This window comes from Acidihalobacter yilgarnensis, from assembly GCF_001753245.1.
Taxonomy (GTDB): domain Bacteria; phylum Pseudomonadota; class Gammaproteobacteria; order DSM-5130; family Acidihalobacteraceae; genus Acidihalobacter; species Acidihalobacter yilgarnensis.
On record NZ_CP017415.1, the window covers coordinates 1,266,697 to 1,286,782 of the forward strand.

Here is a 20,086-nt window from a genome sequence, read left to right on the forward strand (position 1 = left end):
GGATTTTCCTGATGGAGCAAGGGGGTACTCCCGATGCGGAATTGGTGCGTCGTGTGCAGAATGGGGATATGCGGGCCTTTGACCTGCTGGTGCATAAATATCAGCACAAGATCCTGAATCTGATCGCGCGTTATGTCCATGAGCCTGCGGCCGCACAGGATGTTGCCCAAGAGGCCTTTATCAAGGCTTATCGTGGATTGGGAAACTTTCGAGGCGAAAGCGCGTTCTATACGTGGTTATATCGGATCGCCATCAATACGGCGAAGAACCATCTGGTGGCGGAATCCAGGCGCTCGCCGGAGTTCGAGATCAATGCAGAGGATGCCGAACGCCTCGATGGTGAATCCGGGTTAAAAGAATATGCAACTCCTGAGGGGGAATTGTTGTCTGAGGAGATACGGCAGCGAGTATTTGACGCGATTGAAGCCCTGCCGGAGGATCTCAAGACCGCCATTACCCTGCGCGAGCTTGAGGGCATGAGCTACGAGGAGATTGCCCAGGTCATGGGTTGTCCGATCGGGACTGTGCGGTCGCGGATATTCCGCGCACGCGAGTCCATCGACCGCAGTCTGCGGCCGCTGTTGGACTGATAGCATGATTCGGGTGAATTTTGAGGTGTGACTTGATAGTCGGCTCTGTTGCCGCCGGCAGGATGAAAAGCATGACGACGATGACGCAAAAAGATGAGAAAATTTCGGCTCTCATGGACGGGGAAAGCAGCCGTTTCGAGACGCGCAGGTCGGTCGATCTGCTGCTGTCGGACGCTGACCTGCGCGAGCGCTGGGGTCGTTATCACCTCATCGGCGATGTGCTGCGCCGCGACGTGAAGCAGGTCGCGCCCGCGGAATTCAGTGCCGGAGTCATGGCGCGAATTGCCGCCGAACAAGGCGAGGAGAGCATTCCTCCGCAGCGTGCTCAATTGCGATGGGCCAAGCCTCTGCTGGGTTTTGCGATGGCTGCCTCGGTGGCGGGTGCCATGGTGGTCGGTCTGCAGTCGATGCTGGGTCCGGGGCAAATTGGTGAAAGCCTTATCCAGCAGGTATTGCCCGGTAACGGGTTGGGTCAGATGGCAGAGGTCGAACAGGTTTCCGATCCCGGCCACCACGTACCGACTCAGCTTGAGAGTTATATGCGCATGAACAGCTACCTGCTGAGCCATGCAGAGCAGACCGGCGGACAAGGCGTGATGCCTTATGTACGCATGGTTAGTTACACCCCCGGCCACTAGGCGAACTCAGCGTGCGTGTTGCTTCAATTGCCGGCTTGCTCGGCGGAGTTCTCCTGTTGCCGGCCGCTCAGGCTTGGGCTACGCCGGATCCGGCGCAGGCCTTGTTCTCGCAGATGCAGCATGCCGCGCGCACGCTCGATTATCGCGGAATTTTTGTGTATCAGGACGGCGCTTCGTTGAGCACGCTCAAGGTTGAGCACGCTTGGCATGGTGGCAAGGAATTCGAGCGCTTGGTATCGCAGGACGGCGCGCGTCGCGAGGTATTGGTGGACGGCGATCTGGTGACTTATGTGCGCCCTTCCACCAAGTCGGTCGTGATCATGCACCGTGACAGCCGCACAGGTTTGCCGGGGCGCTTTGCCTCCGAGGTCCGTGCGACTCCTTATTATCACTTGGTTCTGGGCGAAACCAAACGCATCGCCGGGCAGACTTGCCGCATGCTGGTGCTCAAGCCGATCGATCAATATCGCTATCAGCACCGGATGTGTGTCGCTGTCGACAATCACCTGCCGCTCGAATCCGAGGTAATCGACCATCAGGGGAATCCCGTCGAACGCCTGCTGTTTACCGATATCAAGCTCGCCACGGATTTGAATCCGTCAGCGTTCAAGCCCCCGGTGCTCGGCCCGAAATACACCTTGCGTTGGGTCAAGACCAGCGGTGCCGGATCGCGTGTCGACGACGATTCACATTGGAGCTTCAAGCCTACCGTCTTGCCCCCAGGCTTCGCCCTGCGCGCTGCGCAGACCCGCCGATTCATTGCGGGCGGCGATCCGGTCCGGCATTTCGTATTGAGTGACGGTGTCGCCACGGTTTCCGTGTTTATCGCCACCCATCAACATCCTGTGCAGACGTCTCCGAACATGGAGCGCAGCGGTGCGCTGAACGTTCTGACAACGGACGCGCATGGCGCCTTGATCACAATCATGGGCGAGGTTCCGCGCGTAACGGTGCAACACATCGCGAACGCGCTGACCTATTCGAAGGTGCGCTGATTACCCGATGGCGGCACTCAGTGCCCGGCGCCGATGGCGTTTTCCCGCCCCTATCTGCATAATTCGCTCCACTTCCCGGGGCGCACACGCGCTGTGTGCATCTGGCGTCCCGGGCGCGCGATGCGGTGTTGCCCGCGACGAGGGGGGATGGAAATGACGACGCTCACGCTGTATCACCGCGAAGGCTGCCACTTGTGCGACAACATGGCGGATGCACTCACGCCTTTGGCGGCAGAGCTGCGGTTCACGCTTGCGTATGTCGATATAGACGCGGATCCGGAATTGCGGCAGCGTTTCAACGAAAAAATACCGGTGCTGATGGTCGGGGAAGACGTGGTGTGTTGCCACTTTCTGGACGAGAAGGCACTGAGGCAGGCACTAACGGATGGCTAAGCCACTCAAGAACATACGAAATTTTTCCATCATCGCGCATATCGATCACGGTAAATCCACACTGGCAGACCGGCTCATTCAGCTGTGCGGAGGGCTTAGCGCACGTGAGATGAGTGCTCAGGTGCTCGATTCGATGGACCTCGAGCGCGAGCGCGGCATCACCATCAAGGCGCAGAGCGTATCGCTGGATTACAAGGCGGCCGATGGTGAGATCTACCAGCTCAATATCATCGATACTCCCGGCCATGTCGACTTCTCGTACGAGGTTTCACGCTCGTTGGCGGCCTGCGAAGGCGCATTGCTCGTGGTTGACGCCTCCCAGGGTGTCGAGGCGCAGAGCGTGGCCAATTGCTATACCGCGCTCGACCAAGGCCTGGAAGTTCTGCCAGTGCTTAACAAGATCGATCTGCCAGCAGCAGATCCTGATCGGGTGATCACCGAAATCGAGGAAGTCATCGGCATCGAGGCAAGCGACGCCTTACGCATCAGTGCCAAGACCGGAGAGGGCGTGCCCGCCCTGTTGGAAGAGCTGGTCGCGCGCATTCCGCCGCCACAGGGCGACCGCGATGCTCCGCTGCAGGCCTTGATCATCGATTCCTGGTTCGACAATTACGTCGGCGTGGTGGCACTGGTGCGAGTCATGTCTGGCCGTATGACGCCGCGCCAGCGCGTTGTCGCCATGTCTACCGGGCGCCAACATCAAGTCGACAAGGTTGGGATATTCCGCCCCAAACCGACCGTGACTGAGAGCCTGGAGGCGGGCGAGGTAGGCTATCTCATCGCCAGCATCAAGGAAATCGACGGCGCCAAGGTCGGCGACACCTTAACAGGCGTCGACAATCGGGCGGCGCAACCCTTGCCAGGTTTCAAAGAGGTACAGCCACGCGTGTTCGCCGGCATCTTCCCGGTCGAGGCGGACGATTACGAAAACTTGCGCGAGGCGCTGGACAAGCTGCGGCTGAACGACGCCTCGCTGGCCTACGAACCGGAGACTTCGCAGGCATTAGGCTTCGGATTCCGTTGCGGTTTCCTCGGCATGTTGCACATGGAAATCGTGCAGGAACGCCTGGAGCGCGAGTACGACCTTGATCTCATCACCACGGCGCCCACGGTGGTCTACGAGGTGGAGACGAGCAAAGGTGAAATCCAGCGGATCCATAACCCGAGCGACCTTCCGTCGGTAAGCGAGATCGGCGAGATCCGCGAGCCGATCATCAGCGCGAATATCCTGGTGCCACAGGAATACGTTGGTCCGGTAATGAACCTCTGCGTGGAAAAGCGTGGCGTGCAGACCAAGATGCTCTATCTGGGCAAACAGGTCGCGCTGGCCTACGACATGCCGCTCAACGAGGTGGTATTGGATTTCTTCGACCGACTCAAGTCGGTCAGTCGAGGTTTTGCCTCCTTTGACTATCATTTTCAGCGCTTCCAGATGGCGCCTCTGGTGCGGGTCGATATTCTGATCAACGGCGAACGCGTCGATGCTCTGTCGCTGATCCTACATCGCGATACCGCACAGACTCGTGGGCGCGATCTTACCGAAAAGATGAAGGAACTCATTCCCCGGCAGATGTTCGAAGTGGCGATTCAAGCGGCCATCGGCTCGCACATCATCGCCCGATCGAGTGTCAAGGCGATGCGTAAGAACGTACTCGCGAAGTGCTACGGCGGCGATGTGTCGCGCAAGCGCAAGCTGTTGGAAAAACAGAAGGCAGGCAAAAAACGAATGAAGTCGGTTGGACGCGTGGAAATCCCCCAAGAGGCCTTCCTGGCCGTCTTGCGGGTCGATAAATAACGATTCAAAGCGAACGCGGATGGCGGTTGGCCGTGCGCTTACAGACATAGGGATCACTGATGAATTTTGACCTTGAGTTCGTGCTCGTCGTAGGTGTTTTCCTGACCGGTGTGATCTGGTTGCTGGATGCGCGCTGGTGGGGTCCTAAACGTCGCAAGTTGGCCTATGAGGCCGGTTTGAGCGGGTCGACGGGCGTTGCTGATGAAAAGGCCGACACTTCAATCGCTCCCTGGTACGTGGAGTATGCGCGCTCGTTTTTCCCGGTGTTGCTGGTGGTGCTGTTGCTGCGCTCCTTCGTGGCCGAGCCCTTTCGCATCCCCTCCGGCTCGATGATGCCAACGTTGCTGGTCGGCGATTTTATCCTGGTCAATAAGTTCGACTTCGGCCTGCGTCTGCCGTTGATTCACACCAAAATTTTGCCGATCGGCGAGCCGCAGCGCGGGGATGTTGTGGTGTTTCGCTATCCGCGCGATCCCGCTATTGATTACATCAAGCGGATTATCGGCTTGCCCGGCGACACGATTACTTACGACGGCAACAAGTTGTATATCAACGGTAAATTGGTGGAAACAAAGGCCATTGGTCGTTTCCCTGGTGAAGGTCCGAATCACCTGATGGGAGGGGCGACCGTAGAGCAGGAGGACTTACCTCGGCGCAATGGCACCGTGGTCAAGCACGATATTTTGATCATTCCGGGACGGCCAGTGCCAACGGGTACGGTGGTGGTACCCAAGGGCGAATATTTCGTGATGGGCGATAACCGTGACGACAGCAACGACAGCCGTTACTGGGGCTTCGTCCCGCAAAAGAATCTGGTGGGCCGCGCCTTCCTGATCTGGTTCAATTGGGATTTCCAGGACGGGCAGGCGGACTTCCACCGTATCGGTGATCTGATCCATTAAAAGTATTCCGTGATCGGGCCGATCCAATCAGAAATACACAGGCTTGAACGACGACGGAGGGTGAGAGCATGCGGAGCAGGCGAGGGCAGAAAGGCGTGTCGATTGCATCGATGCTGGTGCTTGCGGCAGTGCTGGGCGTGTTGTTCGTGATCGGTGTGCGTTTGTTCCCGGTCTACATGGATTATTACAGTGTGCGTTCGATCATGGGCGAGGTGGCGCATTCGCCCAATATCGGGAGTAAGACTTATTGGCAGGTCTGGAATGCGATCAATACCCGTCTGGATATCAACAGCATCGATGATATCCACCGTGATAATTTCAAGATGAATACCGTGGGCAACGAAACGACGCTGACCATCAGCTATGAAGTCAGACGCCACCTGCTGGCGAATATCGACGGCCTGATCATTTTCAAGCACTCGGTGCACTACGAGCATACCAGCAGCGGTGATTGAACCCAGACTCCCGGACTGGTTACCCGCCGAATTGCGGGCCTCTCCCTTATGCCTGCAGGCATTGACCCATCGCAGTGTGGGCGGTACCAATTACGAGCGCCTGGAATTCCTCGGTGATGCCCTCCTCGGCCTGATCGTTGCCGAATGGCTATACACGACACTGCCGAAGGCAAGCGAGGGCGAGCTGAGCCGGGTACGTGCCTCGCTGGTCAAGCGCGAGACCTTGGCCGAAATCGCCCGCGAGCGCGCACTTGGCGACCAGCTGTATCTGGGGCAGGGTGAGCTCAAGAGTGGTGGGTTCCGACGCGATTCGATTTTGGCCGATGTGGTAGAGGCCTTGATCGGTGCTCATTATCTGGTCCTTGGCTTTTCGGCGACACAGGACTTCGTGCGCATGCTGTTCGGCGCGCGCTTCGAGCGTCTGCCGAGCGCCGAAAGTCTCAAGGATCCCAAGACCCGCTTGCAGGAACGCCTACAGTCTTCCGGGTTGCCACTGCCGGTATACGTAATCGTCGAGGCGACCGGCGAACCACACCAGCAAACCTTCCGCGTGCGCTGTAGCCTGAGCGGGGATAAGCTCGCTGCAGAGGCCGTTGGCGGAAGCCGTCGCAAGGCGGAACAGGCCAGCGCTGAGGCCATGCTGTCACTATTGAACGAACGAGAAGGAAGCAAACGTGTCCGATGACGCGCACCAGATTCTGCATGCCGGCCATATCGCCATCGTCGGTCGTCCCAATGTCGGCAAGTCGACGCTGCTCAACCGCTTGTTGGGACAGAAACTCTCGATTACCGCCGATAAACCCCAGACCACACGCCATCGCATACTTGGCGTGCTCGACAGGCCAGAGGGCCAGATCGCCTTGCTGGACACCCCCGGCATCCACCGTATGCCGGGCAAGCGCGCGCTTAACCAGTCGCTCAATCGTGCCGCCTTGGGCGCACTGGCGGAGGCGGATCTTGTCTGGTTCGTGGTGATGGCGGACCGCTGGGACGACGAGGATGGTTACATCCTGGAGTCTCTGCGTCGTGAGGGTCGACCGGTGATGCTGGTCATCAACATGATCGATCGTTTGAACGATCGGGCACGCCTGCTGCCATTTCTGGAAAAAATGGGTCGCTTGCACGACTTCGTCGAGATGTTTCCTGTCTCGGCGCTCAAGGGCGATAACGCCGAACGTCTGGCCGAGAGCAGCCTGCGCTATCTGCCGGAGGTGGATGCGAAACCCTTTGCTGAGGATCAACTGACCGACCGCAGCATGCGCTTCGTCAGCGCGGAATTCATTCGCGAGCAGATCATGCGCAGCCTCGGCGAGGAGGTGCCTTACGCCGCCGCCGTGACCATCGACCACTTCGAGGAGCGGCCGACGCTGACGCGGATCGGGGCCACGATCTGGGTCGAGCGCGATGGCCAGAAGGCCATCATGATCGGGCGCGGTGGCGAGCGACTCAAATCGATCGGTAGCCAGGCACGCAAGTCGATCGAGACGCTACTGGATACCAAGGTGTTCCTCGAACTCTGGGTCAAGGTTCGGGCTGGTTGGCAGGACGACCCCCGGTTTCTGCGGCAGCTGGAGATGGACGAGTCGCGGTGGCCGAAAACCTGAGTTGCGAGGCCTATGTACTGCACGCGCGCAGCTATCGCGAAACCAGTTTGCTGGTTGAGGTGATGACGGAGCAGCATGGCCGGGAAGGCTTGATCGCACGCGGCGCGCGCAGTCGCCGCGGCGAGGCCGCAGCGCGCCTGCAACCCTTCCGGCGCCTGCATCTGGGCTGGAGCAGCCGTGGCGATCTGGGTACGCTGACCACCGTCGAGGAGCTTGACAGCCATCGTCTGCCGGCCGCCGCCATCGGCGTCGGCCTCTATCTCAACGAATTGTTGATGCGGCTGCTGCCGCGCCATCAGGAAATTCCCGAGGTTTATCTCGCCTATGCGGCCGCGCTGCGTTCGCTGGCCGCCGCCTTGCCAATTGAGCCGGTGCTGCGTAGCTTCGAGTTACGCCTGCTCGATGGCCTGGGTTATGCCCTCACGCTGGACTGCGAGGCGAACACCGGGAAGGCGGTCGATCCCGAGCGTTATTATCGATTTTTGCCGGATCACGGCCCGCTACCGACCCTGGCGGGCGAGCCAGGCGCGGTGAGCGGCGCTGCGCTGCTGGCGATGGCCTGCGAGGATTGGTCTTCCGAGCAGACACTGGCCGCCGCCAAGCGCGTACTGCGTGCGTCACTGGAGGCGCAGCTTGGCCCGCGCGGGCTGCGTACGCGCGCGCTGCTGGGCGGGTTGGCACGTTACCGTAGAATGTCTGAGAATGGGCAGCCAGCCGATCACTCGGACGACTGACCGGCATCCATTCCCGTACAGGTATTTAAATGAAACTCGGCGTCAATATCGATCACGTAGCCACCCTGCGTCAGGCACGTGGCACCCCCTATCCGGACTTGCCGATGGCCATAGGCGCCGTCGAACGCGGTGGCGCGGATGCCATCACCCTGCACCTGCGCGAAGACCGTCGGCACATCCAGGATGCCGACGTGCTGAATATCCACCGCCACGTAGACACGCGCGTCAATCTGGAAATGGCGGCTACCGACGAAATGGTTGGGATCGCCAGTCAGGTGCGCCCCTCGGACTGCTGTATCGTGCCCGAGCGCCGCGAGGAATTGACCACCGAAGGCGGACTCGACGTGGTGGGTATGCAGACCCGTTTGCGGGATGCCTGCGGCCGACTGGCGACTGCCGGGATTCGAGTGTCCTTGTTTGTCGAGCCCGACATCACCCTGTTGCCGGCGATTCTGGCGACCGGTGCCCCGGTCATCGAGCTACACACCGGCCGCTATGCGAATCTGCCGGCGGGTGCTGAACGTGACGATGAGCTGGCACGTTTGCGGCGGATGAGCACCGAGGCCCACGCGGCCGGCATTCAAGTGAACGCCGGTCATGGATTGGACTACGACAACGTTGACGCCATCGCCGCAATTCCCGAGCTGGTGGAGCTGAATATCGGCCATGCCATCGTCTGCCGTGCATTGTTCGTGGGTTTGGAGCAGGCGACCCACGAAATGAAGGCCCTGATGCTGGCGGCACGTCCGTAGTGTCCATTCGAGGTATTGGTGTGGATCTGGTCAGAGTCGCCCGCCTGGAGCGCTTATTCGAGCGCTACGGCGAGCGCTTGGTCGAGCGTGTGCTGCACCCTGAAGAGCGTACTGGACTCGCGAATACACACGAACCCGGGCGCTACCTCGCGAAGCGTTTCGCCGCCAAGGAGGCCGGCAGCAAGGCACTGGGCACCGGCATTGCGCTCGGCGTGCGCCTGCGCGATCTTCGCGTGTCGCACGATGCGCTGGGCAAGCCTTGTCTGGTGATGTCGGGCGTTGCCGCCACGCGTGCCGCAGCGCTCGGCGTGACGGATTGCCATCTGTCACTGAGCGACGAACATGAACACGTCATCGCCCTGGTCGTTTTGGAGGGCGCTTAAGCGCCCGGATTGGAGAGGAACCGCGCATGGAATATCCCACGATCGAGCAGTTCGTCGGCAATACGCCGCTGGTGCGCCTGCAACGCCTGCCTGGCGAGACCCACAACGTCATCCTGGTCAAACTTGAGGGCAACAATCCCGCCGGCTCGGTCAAGGACCGGCCCGCGCTGAGCATGATCCATCATGCGGAGGCGCGTGGCGAGATCAAACCCGGCGACACCCTGATCGAGGCCACCAGCGGCAATACCGGCATCGCCCTGGCCATGGCGGCAGCGATCCGGGGCTATCGCATGGTGTTGATCATGCCCGACAACATGAGCGTTGAGCGCAGGGCGAGCATGAAGGCCTTCGGCGCCAGGATCATCCTGGTCACGCGCGCGGAGGGCATGGAGGCCGCGCGCGACCTCGCCCAGCGCATGCAGGCCGAAGGCAAGGGGCGAGTGCTGGATCAGTTTTCCAACCCGGACAACCCGCTCGCGCATTACGAAGGCACCGGCCCTGAAATCTGGCGCGACACCGGCGGCGAAATCACACACTTCGTCAGCTCGATGGGCACTACCGGCACGATCATGGGCAATTCGGCCTATCTCAAGACGCAAAATCCGGAGATCGAGATCATCGGTGTGCAGCCGCAGGAGGGTGCGAGCATTCCGGGTATCCGCCGCTGGCCGCAGGCCTACCTGCCTAAAATCTTCGAGCCTGCGCGCGTGGACCGCGTAATCGACATCTCGCAACAGGACGCGGAGACCACCATGCGCCGGCTGGCGTCGGAGGAGGGCATCTTCTGCGGCGTCTCCTCCGGCGGCGCGGTAGCCGCTGCGTTGCAGCTTTCCGCCGAGGTTGAGAATGCCACCATCGTGTCGATCATTTGCGACCGCGGCGATCGTTACATCTCCACCGGGGTATTTCCGTCGTGAACGTGATGGTGTTCGACATCGAAACGGTGCCTGACGTCGAGGGCGGCCGCCGCGTGTATGGCCTCGAAGGATTGTCGGACGCCGACACCGCGCAGGCAATGTACCAGCTGCGTATGGCCAAGACGGGTGGGGATTTTCTCGCTCACCACCTGCACCGCATCGTCGCCATCTCAGTGGTATTCCGTAGCGGCGACCAGCTCAAGGTCTGGTCGTTGGGTGATCTCGATTCAGATGAACGGGATCTGCTGCGCCGCTTCTTCGACGGACTCGAACGTTATACGCCCACGCTGGTGTCCTGGAACGGTGGCGGTTTCGACCTGCCGGTGATCCACTATCGCGCCCTGCGCCATGGCCTTCCCGCGCCGCGCTATTGGGACGTGGGCGACGATCAGCGCGAGTTTCGTTTCAACAATTACCTCAACCGCTTCCATTGGCTGCATACCGACCTGATGGACGTGCTTTCAGGCTATCAGGCGCGAGCCGTTGCACCGCTCGATGAGGTTGCCACGCTGCTCGGTCTACCCGGCAAGATGGGCATGAGCGGTGCCAAGGTCTGGGATGCCTATCAGGCAGGCAATCTTGCCGGTATCCGCGACTACTGCGAAACCGACGTGCTCAACACCTATCTCGTCTATCTGCGATTCGAGTACCTGCGCGGTCATCTTGGCGCCGAGGGTTATGCCGCCGAGCAGACGCGTGTGCGGGAGACCCTGGCCGCGGCCGAGGAACCGCACCTGCGCGAATTCCTCGCCGCCTGGCCGGAGGATGCCGCGTCCGCATGAGCCGCAGGCGTCGAAATCCACGTGCGGAGCGTCGTCCGCTGATCTCACGACCACCCATTGAGCTGGATATCGATGCGCTGGCCCTCGATGGGCGCGGCGTCGGTCATCTCGATGGCAAGGCGGTATTCGTGCATGGCGCCCTGCCGGGCGAGCGCGTGCGTGCCGCCTTGCTCGGTGGTCGTCGTCGTTACGACGAGGCGGAGACCATCGAAATATTACGCGCCTCGCCCCGTCGCGTGACGCCGCACTGCGCACATTACGGGTTGTGCGGCGGTTGCAGCATGCAGCATCTCGACGCGGAGATGCAGGTCGAGGCCAAGCAGCAGGCGCTGTTGGACAGCTTGCGACGTATCGGCGGCGTGGTGCCAGAAAAGGTGTTGGCGCCACTTGCCGGACCGGTCTGGGGCTACCGCCGCAAGGCACGCCTAGGCGTGCGCTACGTTCCTCAAAAGGGGCGAGTGCTCATCGGCTTCCGTGAGCGTCAGGGTCGCGTGCTCGCGGACCTCGCCGGTTGCGAGGTACTGCTGCCGGCGGTCGGTAGGCGCTTTGCGGCGTTGGCTGGGCTGATCGAGCGCCTCAGTGTGCGTGATGCGTTGCCCCAGATCGAGGTCGTCGCTGGCGACGAGGCCATCTGCCTCGTGTTTCGCCACCTAAAACCCTTGTCTGAGTCCGATCGGGAGTGCCTGCGCCATTTCGCACGCGAATCGGGCTTCGGTGTGGCCCTGCAGCCGGGCGGCTCCGATACCATTACGCCGCTGTGGCCCGAGTCGCAGCCGCTGTCCTATGCACAGCCCGATTTCGGCACACACGTTGCTTTTCACCCCGGCGATTTCATTCAAGTGAACGCGGAAATTAACCGCCGTATGGTGCCGCTGGCGCTTGATCTGCTTGAAATCACGCCTGGCGACCGCGTGCTGGAGCTGTTCAGCGGGCTTGGCAATTTCAGCTTGCCGCTCGCGCGGCGCGGCGCGCGCGTGACTGCCGTGGAGGGAGACGAAGCGATGGTCGCGCGTGCCGCGGCCAATGCCGTGGCCAATGGTCTGGGTGATTCGATCATTCATGCCGTGGCCAATCTGATGGCCCCGCCCGAAGGTGCCACGTGGTTACGGGCGGACTATGACAAGCTGCTGCTTGACCCGCCGCGCGCCGGCGCGCGCGAAATACTTCCGTACATCGGTCGCTTACGTCCTCGACGTATCGTCTACGTTTCCTGCGACCCCGCCACGCTTGCGCGTGACGCCGGGGAGCTGGTGCATGGTCAGGGTTACCGGCTGACAGCGGCCGGCGTCATGGATATGTTTCCGCATACGGCACATGTCGAGTCGATGGCCTTGTTCGTGCGCTGAAACGTAGAGGCACAAAGGTTCGTGTCCACTGGAATCGACCGTGACTCGGAGATACCAGTCGATCGCAGCAGGCGCGTCCGTCCCGCGGTTTAAGACAAAGGGTATTTCTCATTATGCACCTCCGGCTCGCAGTGCCCTCCGATGCGCGCGATATTGCGCGGGTACATGTGGAGAGTTGGCGGGTAGCGTATCGAGGTCTGGTGCCACAAACCTACCTGGATAAGCTTTCGGTCGAAAGCCGGGAAGCATTCTGGATGCAAACCATCTCTACCGAGGCTTGTGAGGTCTGGGTGGCTGAGGTGGATTCGGCTCTCGTGGGTTGGATCGCATTGGGGGCATCCAGAGATGATGACGCGACCTTCGACGTGGGTGAATTACAGGCGATTTATCTGCTGCCTGAATATTGGGCGCATGGAATAGGCCGCGCGTTATGGAGGGTCGCGTGTGGCAGGCTCCTCGAACGTGGGTTTTCGTCCGCCGTGGTCTGGGTTTTTGCGGACAATGCGCGCGCGATTCGATTTTATCGAGCTGCCGGCTTCACGCTGAATTCGGAGCTGGAAGATTCTGGCGACTACGATGGGATGGAACTGAAATACGCTCGTTACGAAATAATCCTCGTTTGACACGCTCAGTGTTCGGCACGGCCGTACCGGACGATTCGACTACCCAAGCGGGCTTTTACAACGAAGGGAAACGAACCTTGGCCTGATAGGCGCCTTGGCCAAAGCCCTATAGGCGATTCAGCCGAGTGCGGCGAGCTGGATGACCTGCTCCGGTTCGGCAGACCTTATTTGCGATTGATAGCGGATGGCGCGCTGTGATTCGCGTACTTGAATTGGCGTGGACTCCGGCGTGTTTTGGTATTGGTGAGGATGTTGCGCATTCGATGACGAGGGGGCACTCGTATCGACTCCTGCAGATCAATCCAGATCGGCGACCTTGGGGGTTTCAAGCGCAAGGCGCGTGCCGGCGCCGAACTCGGTTTCCAGCCAATGCTCGACCGGCAGGCTCAGCGTGTAGGCGCCGGCGGTAGGGAGATTTTCCAGGCGATCGTCGGCAAGCCGGTTGGCGAGTTGTGTCAGGCCGGGATTGTGGCCAACGAGGAGTAAGTGACTTGCGTCGTCCGGCTGCTCACGCAGAATCTTGAGCAGGACGCCGGTGCTGGCTTCGTAGACGCGTGGTTCCCAGGCAATACGCTCGGGGGATAGCCTAGGGCGTCGGCCACCGCCTCGGCCGTGGCGCGTGCGCGCACGGCGGGGCTGCTGACAATATGAGTGGGTTGAAGGCCGCGCCGGGCGAGACGATGTCCCATTTCCGGGGCATCCTCTCGCCCGCGACCGTTGAGCGGGCGCTCGAAATCGCTCAGATCGGGCTGTTTCCAGCTCGATTTGGCATGACGCAGGAGGGTCAGCGTCTTCACGGTCGGAATCCGTTCTCGCGGCAGGGTGGAGTTACAGGAAGTCGGGTAGATGCTGACGCAGATGCGTGCAGTCCAGCGCGGTGAGGTCCTTGGCGAGCTCGGTCGTGATCTTGCCGCGTAGCGGTGTACCCATGCACTCGCGCAGGCGGCCGAGGAAGGCCGGGGCCGCGGCGATGTGCAGGCGTTCGCAGGGGTTGCGCTTCATGACTTCGGTAAGCTTTTCGCAAACCATGCGCGCGAAGCGCATGGCTTCTTCTGATTTGAGGTCGACTCGAGGCGCTATGGCATGGCGGCTTTGTCCGCTGATGTCGTGTGCGCGTCCGGCCTTGTCGCTCAAGATATCCCGAGTTTTCAGGCGTGCTTCGCTGTCGATCCAGGCGGCCTGTTCGACCAGCTTGCCGTTGCGGGAAGAGGAGCAGAAGAGACGGGCGCGTCCGGCGTTGGCGACCAGAACCCAGATGGAATTGATCATATGCGTTGACCTCGTTGTTGGTGAAGGTGAACTGCATGGAGGATTGTCCCCCTGATCAATTGAAGTTGATATGCCCCATCGGGGCAAGCCGGCAGCCGACGGGCGGGCGAACCGGTCAGGTGGCCGACTCGCCCGCGTGGTTGACTTAGGAGGTCGGTGGGAGCATTTCAGCGGCGGCCTGGACACCGGGCGACTTGCAAACCTCGGCGGGTTTTTGCGCAGTGGTCTGGCAGATGGCGGCGGTGATGAGATTGGCCTGAGGTATGACCACGCGAGTGAGCATGCCCTTGGGGTCGGCCAGTTTTTCTGCGATCTGGGCCCAGTCGAGTTTGGCGTAGAGATCGGGATTGACCGGCGAACCGAGCAGCAGCCAGCGGCCGCCGATGTAGAGAAAAGGAATGCCGTTAGGATGGGCGGTGTAGGGCGCGGCGTCGAATTCCTGAAACAGCTTGGCGGGCTGTCCCTTCAACGGGTCGAGAGGATGTCCGAGTCGATCGGCCGTCTCGACGGGAATGAAGTCCACGTAGCGGCTGGTGTAGCTCGCCTTGGCGAAGGTGACGGTTGTGGTGTCGGGGTACACATCCTTGGGGCTCGAGCGCATGGTGCGCAGACCCTGGAAGTCACCGAAGCGCATCAGCGCAATGGTCAGCGGCCAGCGCAGCGCGGCGCAGAAGGGGCAGTAGTCCGCACCGACATAGAGCACGGTGCTCTTGCTGGCGGCCTGTCCGGGGTTGGGGCCGTTGATCGATTGGATCGAGGTGTAGTCGGGCGCGCGCTTGGCGGCAAGTCCGTCATGCGAGGCCTGTTCGAGATGTTTGACGATGGCGGGTGCAAGCGGCTGGTCGAGCGCGGCGGAGGCACGCGGCGGTGCCAGGCTGCCGGCGTTGGCCGCGAAGGCTGCGACAAGCGGCAGGCTGGCGAGCATCGCGGCAAGGCGCGACGGTGAGGCAATCCTGAAGTGGCGCATGAATCAATGGCTCCCTATCGGAAAAGTGTGTGAAACGGAATGATGTCAACCATGGCGCCGGCCTCTACCGAACCGGCGTCACGCGGCAGTCTGATCAGACAGTTGGCGCGGCTCATGCCGCTTAGTATATGCGATGCCTGGATGCCGGCGGTTTCGACCTCGAACGTGCCGTCGGCGCTTTGCGTGAGCATGCCTCGCTGGTAGTCGGTGCGCCCGGGAACCTTGCGCAGGGCCGACCGCGCGACCGCGCGCAGCGACATCGGCGGCGTGTAGGCCTCGCCTCGCAGACGGTGCAGGGCGGGGCCAACAAAGAGGGCGAAGGTGACCATCGCTGAAACTGGGTTGCCGGGGAGCCCGAAAAACAAGGCCTTGCCCAAGCGCCCGAAATTGAGCGGTCGGCCGGGCTTCATGGCGATTTTCCAGAAATTGGCCTGTCCGGTTTCGCGCAGGATACGCGTCACATGATCAGCGGCACCCACCGAGGCACCGCCGCTGGTGACGATCAGGTCGGCCTGGTCGGCGGCTTCGGCCATCACGCGCCGGGTAGCGGTCTCGTCGTCTGGAATGCGCCCGAGGTCGGTGGCCTGAACGCCAATTTCGCGTAGCAGTCCGTAGAGGGTTTGCCGATTGCTGTCGTAGATATCGCCTTCGCCTAGTGGTTCGCCGGGTCCACGCAGCTCGTCTCCGGTCGAGAAGTAGGCCACGCGCGGGAGCCGATGCACGTCGACCTCTGCGAATCCCAGCGAGGCGAGCAAGCCCAGCTCCGCGCTGCCGATCCGCTGCCCAGATGTCAGTACGCGCTCACCGCTGGCGAGGTCTTCGCCGGGGTGGCGGATATTGGCGCCGAGCGTCGGGTGAATGCGGACGCGGATGTATGGGCCGTCGATGCTGACGTGTTCCTGCTGCACGACTGTGTCGGCGTCGAGAGGCACGACCCCGCCAGTCATCACGCGCACGCACTCGCCGGCGCCGATGGTGCCGCGATAGGGGTGGCCGGCGAAGGCGTCACCGACGACGTGGAAGCGCTCGGATTCGGCAAGCGTCGCGGCGCGCAGGGCATAGCCGTCCATCGCGGAATTGGGGTGTGGCGGCACATTGAACGGCGCGGTGACCTCGCGGGCGAGCACGCGGCCATGAGCGGTGTGGAGATCGACATGTTCGATGCCGGTGACCGGCTGCGCGCATTCCAGTACCCGCGCCAGCGCCTCCTCGACGGTGAGGGCTTCGGAATCGGTTTCGTCGCAACTGCTCGGGGAAATCATGACATTCTCCTGCTGCACCTTCACTCAGGCCTGAAGGCAGTGGCGCATGACGAATTCGGCGACCGCCGCTGGATCGTCGATGTCCAGACAGGGCAGCGAGGTTTGCAGGGGCGTGTCGGTCACCACGGCGATGATATCGGAATCGTCGGGATGCAGCAGCGGCTTGCCCAGCGCCGCGCGGTGGACTTCGATCTTGGGGAAGTGTTCGTGCTTGAAGCCCTCGACCAGCACCAGATCCGCCCTGGTCGTGTCGAGGCGTTCGAGCAGGTCCGACAGTTGGGGATCGGAGGCGTGCTCCGATTCGACCATCAGTGCCCATCGGCGGCGAGAGGCGATCAACATTTGCCCGGCGCCCGCCTTGCGCAAGGTGTGACTGTCCTTGCCGGGATGGTCGATATCAAAGTCGTGGTGGGCGTGCTTGATCACGGCGACGCGCAGCCCACGCGCGCCGAGCAGCGGCAGGATTCGGGTCAGCAGCGTGGTCTTGCCCGTGCCGCTCCAGGCGGCAAAACCGAGAACCGGAAGGGGGAAGGATGATGAGGACATGCTTGGGCTCGCTCGGATAATGCCTGCGGATGATCGCGTATGCCGCGGTTGAGGGCAACGTCGGTGCTATGCTTAGACTCGTTGTCGATGTGAGAGCACTGCCTTGTTGCGCTTGTCCGCTCTTTTCACACTGATCTGTTGTCTCGCCTTGCCCGTTGCCGCTTCGGCATCCGCGGGTGTGGCGGTCGTGATGACGCTCAACGGCGCGATCGGGCCGGCTTCGGTGCGCTACCTCACGCGCGGATTGGCACGCGCGGCCGACCAGGATGCGCGCCTTGTGGTTCTCGAAATCGACACCCCCGGCGGCCTGGCTTCCTCCACACAGTCGATCGTGCGCGCAATCCTGCATTCGCCAGTGCCGGTAGCCGGATTGGTCTTTCCCGCTGGCGCACGTGCGGCGAGCGCGGGCACCTATATTCTCTATGCCTGTCCCGTAGCCGCGATGTCGCCCGCCACGCACCTGGGCGCCGCGACGCCTATCGCGATGGGGAAATCCGATACTGCCGACCCGGCCGCCCGCAAGCGACTTTCCGACGCGGCGGCCAGCCTGCGCGCGCTGGCGACGCGTTATGGTCGCAATGTCGACTGGGGCGCCGCTGCCGTACACAAGGGCGCCAGCCTGACCGCCGCCGAGGCGCAGCGGATGCATGTCATCGATCTCGTGGCGACGAGCCCCGAGGCCCTGATACTCGCGCTCGACGGTCGGCGTGTGCGCGTCGGCGACGGCTGGCAGACCCTCAAGACAGCCGATCTTACGGTCGAACGCGATCCACCCGGTTGGCAGGACCAGCTGTTGGCGCTGATCGCCGATCCCAATGTTGCCTATCTGCTGCTGCTGATCGGCTTTTACGGCATCGTGTTCGAGTTGGCCGGGCCGGGGCTGATCCTGCCGGGCACGGTCGGTGCGATTTCGTTGATCCTCGCGCTCTTCGCATTGCAGGCGTTGCCCATCGACTACGCAGGGCTTGGGCTGATGCTGCTGGGTATCGGTCTGATGGTCGGGGAAACTTTCGTCGCCGGCTTTGGCGTGCTGGGTTTGGGTGGCGTCGTCGCCTTCACGGCGGGTTCACTGCTGTTGTTCGACACACACGACATTCGCGTGTCCTTGCCCATGATCGGGGGCACGGCTGCAATCTCCGCCGGCTTCTTCCTCTGGCTGATTGGGCGTCTGATCCGGCTGCGCAGACGTGGCGCGGTGACCGGGCGCGAGGCCATCCTGGGTGCTCAGGGCGTGGTGACGGAAGATTTTACCGGCCACGGACACATCCACCTTCACGGCGAACTCTGGCAGGCGAACTGCAATTTGCCCTTACGGCGCGACCAACGTGTACGCGTCGTCGCGATTGATGGATTGGAACTTACAGTTACTCCTGAGGAGAATTGAATATGTATATGATTATTCCGGTATTACTGCTTCTTGCTTTAGCCTTTTCCTCAATTCGTATCGTGCCGGAATACCAGCGTGGCGTGGTGTTTTTCCTGGGTCGCTTTCAGTCGATCAAGGGGCCAGGGCTGATCTTCGTGATTCCGGCGATCCAGCAGATGGTCCGCGTGGATCTGCGCATCATCACCATGGACGTGCCCAGCCAGGATGTGATCTCGCGTGACAACGTCACCGTCAAGGTCAACGCCGTGCTCTACTTCCGCGTGGTCGATGCGGAGAAGGCGATCATCCAGGTGGAGAACTACTACATGGCGACCAGCCAGCTCGCGCAGACCACCCTGCGTTCGGTGCTGGGCAAGCACGAACTCGACGAAATGCTGGCCGAGCGCGACCGGCTCAACGTCGACATCCAGGCGATACTCGACGAACAGACCGCATCCTGGGGCATCAAGGTCACCAACGTCGAACTCAAGCAGGTCGAGCTCGACGAGAGCATGGTGCGTGCGATTTCGCGCCAGGCCGAGGCCGAGCGCGAGCGCCGCGCCAAGGTGATCAATGCCGAAGGCGAGTTGCAGGCCTCGAAGACGCTGTTGCAGGCCGCCAGTGTCATCGCGCAGAATCCGCAGGCCCTGCAACTGCGCTATCTGCAAACGGTGAGCGACATGTCGACGCGCAACAGTTCTACCATTTTGTTCCCGCTGCCGATGGATATGTTCCGACCCTTCATGCAGTCAGCGGCCGCACCCACACCAGCACCCACACCCGCGGCCACACCCACAGACAAACCGGATGCGGGCTGAGGTCGACGTTGCGGCCGACGAGCCGTGGCGGCAGCAGATCGAGGGCTTCCTGGACACGTTGTGGGCCGAGCGCGGACTTTCCACCCATACCCTGACCGCCTACCGACACGACCTTGAAGGCTTGGCCCGCGCCCTGGACCCTCAGGGCCTCGGGCTGCTGCAGGCGCAGCGCGAACATCTGCTCGACTATTTGAGTGCGCGGCTGGCGGCGGGCGGTAGCCCGCGCTCCAGCGCGCGGCTGCTCTCGGCGCTGCGGCGCTTCTACCGCCAGATGCTGCGCGACGGCCACATCACCACAGATCCCACCACCGAGATTGCACCGCCTCGGCTCGGCCGCCCCTTGCCGGATGCCCTGTCGGAATCGGATGTCGAAAGCCTGCTGGCGGCCCCGGTGATTTCCACGCTTGAGGGCCTGCGCGACCGCGCCATGCTTGAACTGCTGTACGCCACCGGCCTGCGTGTGTCCGAGCTGGTGGGCCTCGGCGAAACCCGTCTCAACCTCAAACATGGCGTGGTGCGCGTCATCGGCAAGGGCGCGCGCGAGCGTCTGGTGCCAGTGGGCGAGGAGGCGACCGCCTGGGTCGAGCGCTATCTTGCCGAGGCACGCTCGGAGCTGCTGCGCGGACATGGCCCCAGTCCCGCGATATTCGTCACCCGCCGGGGCGGGCCGATGACGCGGCAGGCCTTCTGGCACCTCATCCGCCGCCATGCCCGTCAGGCCGGGATCGACAAACATCTCTCGCCGCACACGCTGCGCCACGCCTTCGCCACCCACCTGCTCAACCACGGCGCCGACCTGCGCGTGGTGCAGATGCTGCTCGGTCACAGCGACCTGTCCACCACTCAGATCTACACTCACGTCGCCAAGGCGCGACTGCAGGCCCTGCATGCCGCGCACCACCCGCGCGGCTGATATGCTATCGGCCGCATCCTCGTGACCCCGGAACCT

24 protein-coding genes are annotated in these 20,086 nt (G+C 61.9%); 19 read left to right on the top strand and 5 right to left on the bottom strand.

What is annotated here, in order from left to right; genetic code table 11:
• Window positions 1-11: 11 nt before the first annotated feature.
• From rpoE to BI364_RS06075, 16 genes are all read left to right on the top strand, one after another.
• Window positions 12-590 carry an RNA polymerase sigma factor RpoE gene (gene rpoE / locus BI364_RS06000; RefSeq protein ID WP_070077955.1) on the top strand — a complete coding sequence of 193 codons (579 nt, stop codon included), beginning with the start codon at window positions 12-14 and terminating at the stop codon, window positions 588-590.
• A 71-nt stretch (window positions 591-661) separates the two neighbouring features.
• Entirely contained in the window at window positions 662-1,228 is a 567-nt protein-coding gene (locus BI364_RS06005) for a sigma-E factor negative regulatory protein (protein ID WP_070077956.1), read from the top strand.
• Between the two features lie 11 nt (window positions 1,229-1,239).
• Complete coding sequence (locus tag BI364_RS06010; protein ID WP_156782638.1) at window positions 1,240-2,223, top strand: MucB/RseB C-terminal domain-containing protein; 984 nt, start codon at window positions 1,240-1,242, stop codon at window positions 2,221-2,223.
• Between the two features lie 153 nt (window positions 2,224-2,376).
• Window positions 2,377-2,616, top strand: a complete 240-nt coding sequence (locus tag BI364_RS06015) for a glutaredoxin family protein (protein WP_070079937.1) — start codon at window positions 2,377-2,379, stop codon at window positions 2,614-2,616.
• Window positions 2,609-4,411 (top strand): translation elongation factor 4, encoded by a 1,803-nt coding sequence (lepA, locus tag BI364_RS06020; protein WP_070077958.1) that lies wholly within the window; start codon window positions 2,609-2,611, stop codon window positions 4,409-4,411. The genes BI364_RS06015 and lepA overlap by 8 nt, the downstream gene beginning before the upstream one ends.
• A 110-nt stretch (window positions 4,412-4,521) precedes the next feature.
• Entirely contained in the window at window positions 4,522-5,313 is a 792-nt protein-coding gene (gene lepB / locus BI364_RS06025) for a signal peptidase I (RefSeq protein ID WP_407639349.1), read from the top strand.
• A gap of 68 nt (window positions 5,314-5,381) precedes the next feature.
• Window positions 5,382-5,768 (top strand): DUF4845 domain-containing protein, encoded by a 387-nt coding sequence (locus BI364_RS06030; protein WP_083251186.1) that lies wholly within the window; start codon window positions 5,382-5,384, stop codon window positions 5,766-5,768.
• Window positions 5,764-6,453 (top strand): ribonuclease III, encoded by a 690-nt coding sequence (gene rnc, locus BI364_RS06035; RefSeq protein ID WP_083251528.1) that lies wholly within the window; start codon window positions 5,764-5,766, stop codon window positions 6,451-6,453. Before BI364_RS06030 ends, rnc begins: the two co-directional genes overlap by 5 nt.
• Window positions 6,443-7,372 carry a GTPase Era gene (gene era / locus BI364_RS06040; RefSeq protein WP_070077962.1) on the top strand — a complete coding sequence of 310 codons (930 nt, stop codon included), beginning with the start codon at window positions 6,443-6,445 and terminating at the stop codon, window positions 7,370-7,372. Before rnc ends, era begins: the two co-directional genes overlap by 11 nt.
• Window positions 7,357-8,106 carry a DNA repair protein RecO gene (gene recO / locus BI364_RS06045; RefSeq protein ID WP_197495904.1) on the top strand — a complete coding sequence of 250 codons (750 nt, stop codon included), beginning with the start codon at window positions 7,357-7,359 and terminating at the stop codon, window positions 8,104-8,106. The genes era and recO overlap by 16 nt, the downstream gene beginning before the upstream one ends.
• 29 nt (window positions 8,107-8,135) lie before the next feature.
• Window positions 8,136-8,858 carry a pyridoxine 5'-phosphate synthase gene (pdxJ, locus tag BI364_RS06050; RefSeq protein WP_070077963.1) on the top strand — a complete coding sequence of 241 codons (723 nt, stop codon included), beginning with the start codon at window positions 8,136-8,138 and terminating at the stop codon, window positions 8,856-8,858.
• On the top strand, window positions 8,858-9,241 hold the full coding sequence (acpS, locus tag BI364_RS06055) for a holo-ACP synthase (protein WP_070077964.1): 384 nt from the start codon (window positions 8,858-8,860) through the stop codon (window positions 9,239-9,241). The genes pdxJ and acpS overlap by 1 nt, the downstream gene beginning before the upstream one ends.
• A gap of 26 nt (window positions 9,242-9,267) precedes the next feature.
• Complete coding sequence (gene cysM / locus BI364_RS06060; RefSeq protein ID WP_070077965.1) at window positions 9,268-10,158, top strand: cysteine synthase CysM; 891 nt, start codon at window positions 9,268-9,270, stop codon at window positions 10,156-10,158.
• Between the two features lie 5 nt (window positions 10,159-10,163).
• On the top strand, window positions 10,164-10,940 hold the full coding sequence (locus BI364_RS06065; RefSeq protein ID WP_197496008.1) for a 3'-5' exonuclease: 777 nt from the start codon (window positions 10,164-10,166) through the stop codon (window positions 10,938-10,940).
• A complete protein-coding gene (gene rlmD, locus BI364_RS06070; RefSeq protein WP_070077967.1) occupies window positions 10,937-12,286 on the top strand; it encodes a 23S rRNA (uracil(1939)-C(5))-methyltransferase RlmD in 1,350 nt (449 codons plus the stop codon). Before BI364_RS06065 ends, rlmD begins: the two co-directional genes overlap by 4 nt.
• A gap of 113 nt (window positions 12,287-12,399) precedes the next feature.
• A complete protein-coding gene (locus tag BI364_RS06075; protein ID WP_070077968.1) occupies window positions 12,400-12,909 on the top strand; it encodes a GNAT family N-acetyltransferase in 510 nt (169 codons plus the stop codon).
• A 455-nt stretch (window positions 12,910-13,364) separates the two neighbouring features.
• Here BI364_RS06075 and BI364_RS17275 read toward each other — a convergent pair whose 3' ends face one another.
• The 5 genes from BI364_RS17275 to mobB all read right to left on the bottom strand — a co-directional run bounded on the left by BI364_RS17275 (window position 13,365) and on the right by mobB (window position 16,953).
• Window positions 13,365-13,706: a SixA phosphatase family protein gene (locus BI364_RS17275; RefSeq protein WP_197495909.1), complete on the bottom strand. Its 342-nt coding sequence runs from the start codon at window positions 13,704-13,706 to the stop codon at window positions 13,365-13,367.
• Between the two features lie 31 nt (window positions 13,707-13,737).
• A complete protein-coding gene (locus tag BI364_RS06080; RefSeq protein ID WP_070077969.1) occupies window positions 13,738-14,178 on the bottom strand; it encodes a host attachment protein in 441 nt (146 codons plus the stop codon).
• A gap of 145 nt (window positions 14,179-14,323) precedes the next feature.
• Window positions 14,324-15,145, bottom strand: coding sequence for a DUF929 family protein (locus BI364_RS06085; protein WP_070077970.1), 822 nt, complete (start codon window positions 15,143-15,145; stop codon window positions 14,324-14,326).
• A 14-nt stretch (window positions 15,146-15,159) separates the two neighbouring features.
• Entirely contained in the window at window positions 15,160-16,404 is a 1,245-nt protein-coding gene (moeA, locus tag BI364_RS06090; protein ID WP_070079939.1) for a molybdopterin molybdotransferase MoeA, read from the bottom strand.
• 27 nt (window positions 16,405-16,431) lie between these two features.
• The gene (gene mobB, locus BI364_RS06095) at window positions 16,432-16,953 is read right to left on the bottom strand and encodes a molybdopterin-guanine dinucleotide biosynthesis protein B (protein ID WP_070077971.1); all 522 of its coding nucleotides are present in this window, start codon (window positions 16,951-16,953) and stop codon (window positions 16,432-16,434) included.
• A gap of 103 nt (window positions 16,954-17,056) precedes the next feature.
• On the opposite strand from mobB, the gene BI364_RS06100 reads away from it, so the two are divergent.
• From BI364_RS06100 to xerD, 3 genes are read left to right on the top strand one after another with little or no spacing between them, the layout of a single operon-like run.
• Complete coding sequence (locus tag BI364_RS06100) at window positions 17,057-18,337, top strand: NfeD family protein (protein ID WP_233279586.1); 1,281 nt, start codon at window positions 17,057-17,059, stop codon at window positions 18,335-18,337.
• Window positions 18,338-18,345: 8 nt separating this feature from the next.
• A complete protein-coding gene (locus tag BI364_RS06105) occupies window positions 18,346-19,137 on the top strand; it encodes a slipin family protein (RefSeq protein WP_197496011.1) in 792 nt (263 codons plus the stop codon).
• Window positions 19,127-20,050: a site-specific tyrosine recombinase XerD gene (gene xerD, locus BI364_RS06110; RefSeq protein WP_070077973.1), complete on the top strand. Its 924-nt coding sequence runs from the start codon at window positions 19,127-19,129 to the stop codon at window positions 20,048-20,050. Before BI364_RS06105 ends, xerD begins: the two co-directional genes overlap by 11 nt.
• Window positions 20,051-20,086: the final 36 nt, after the last annotated feature.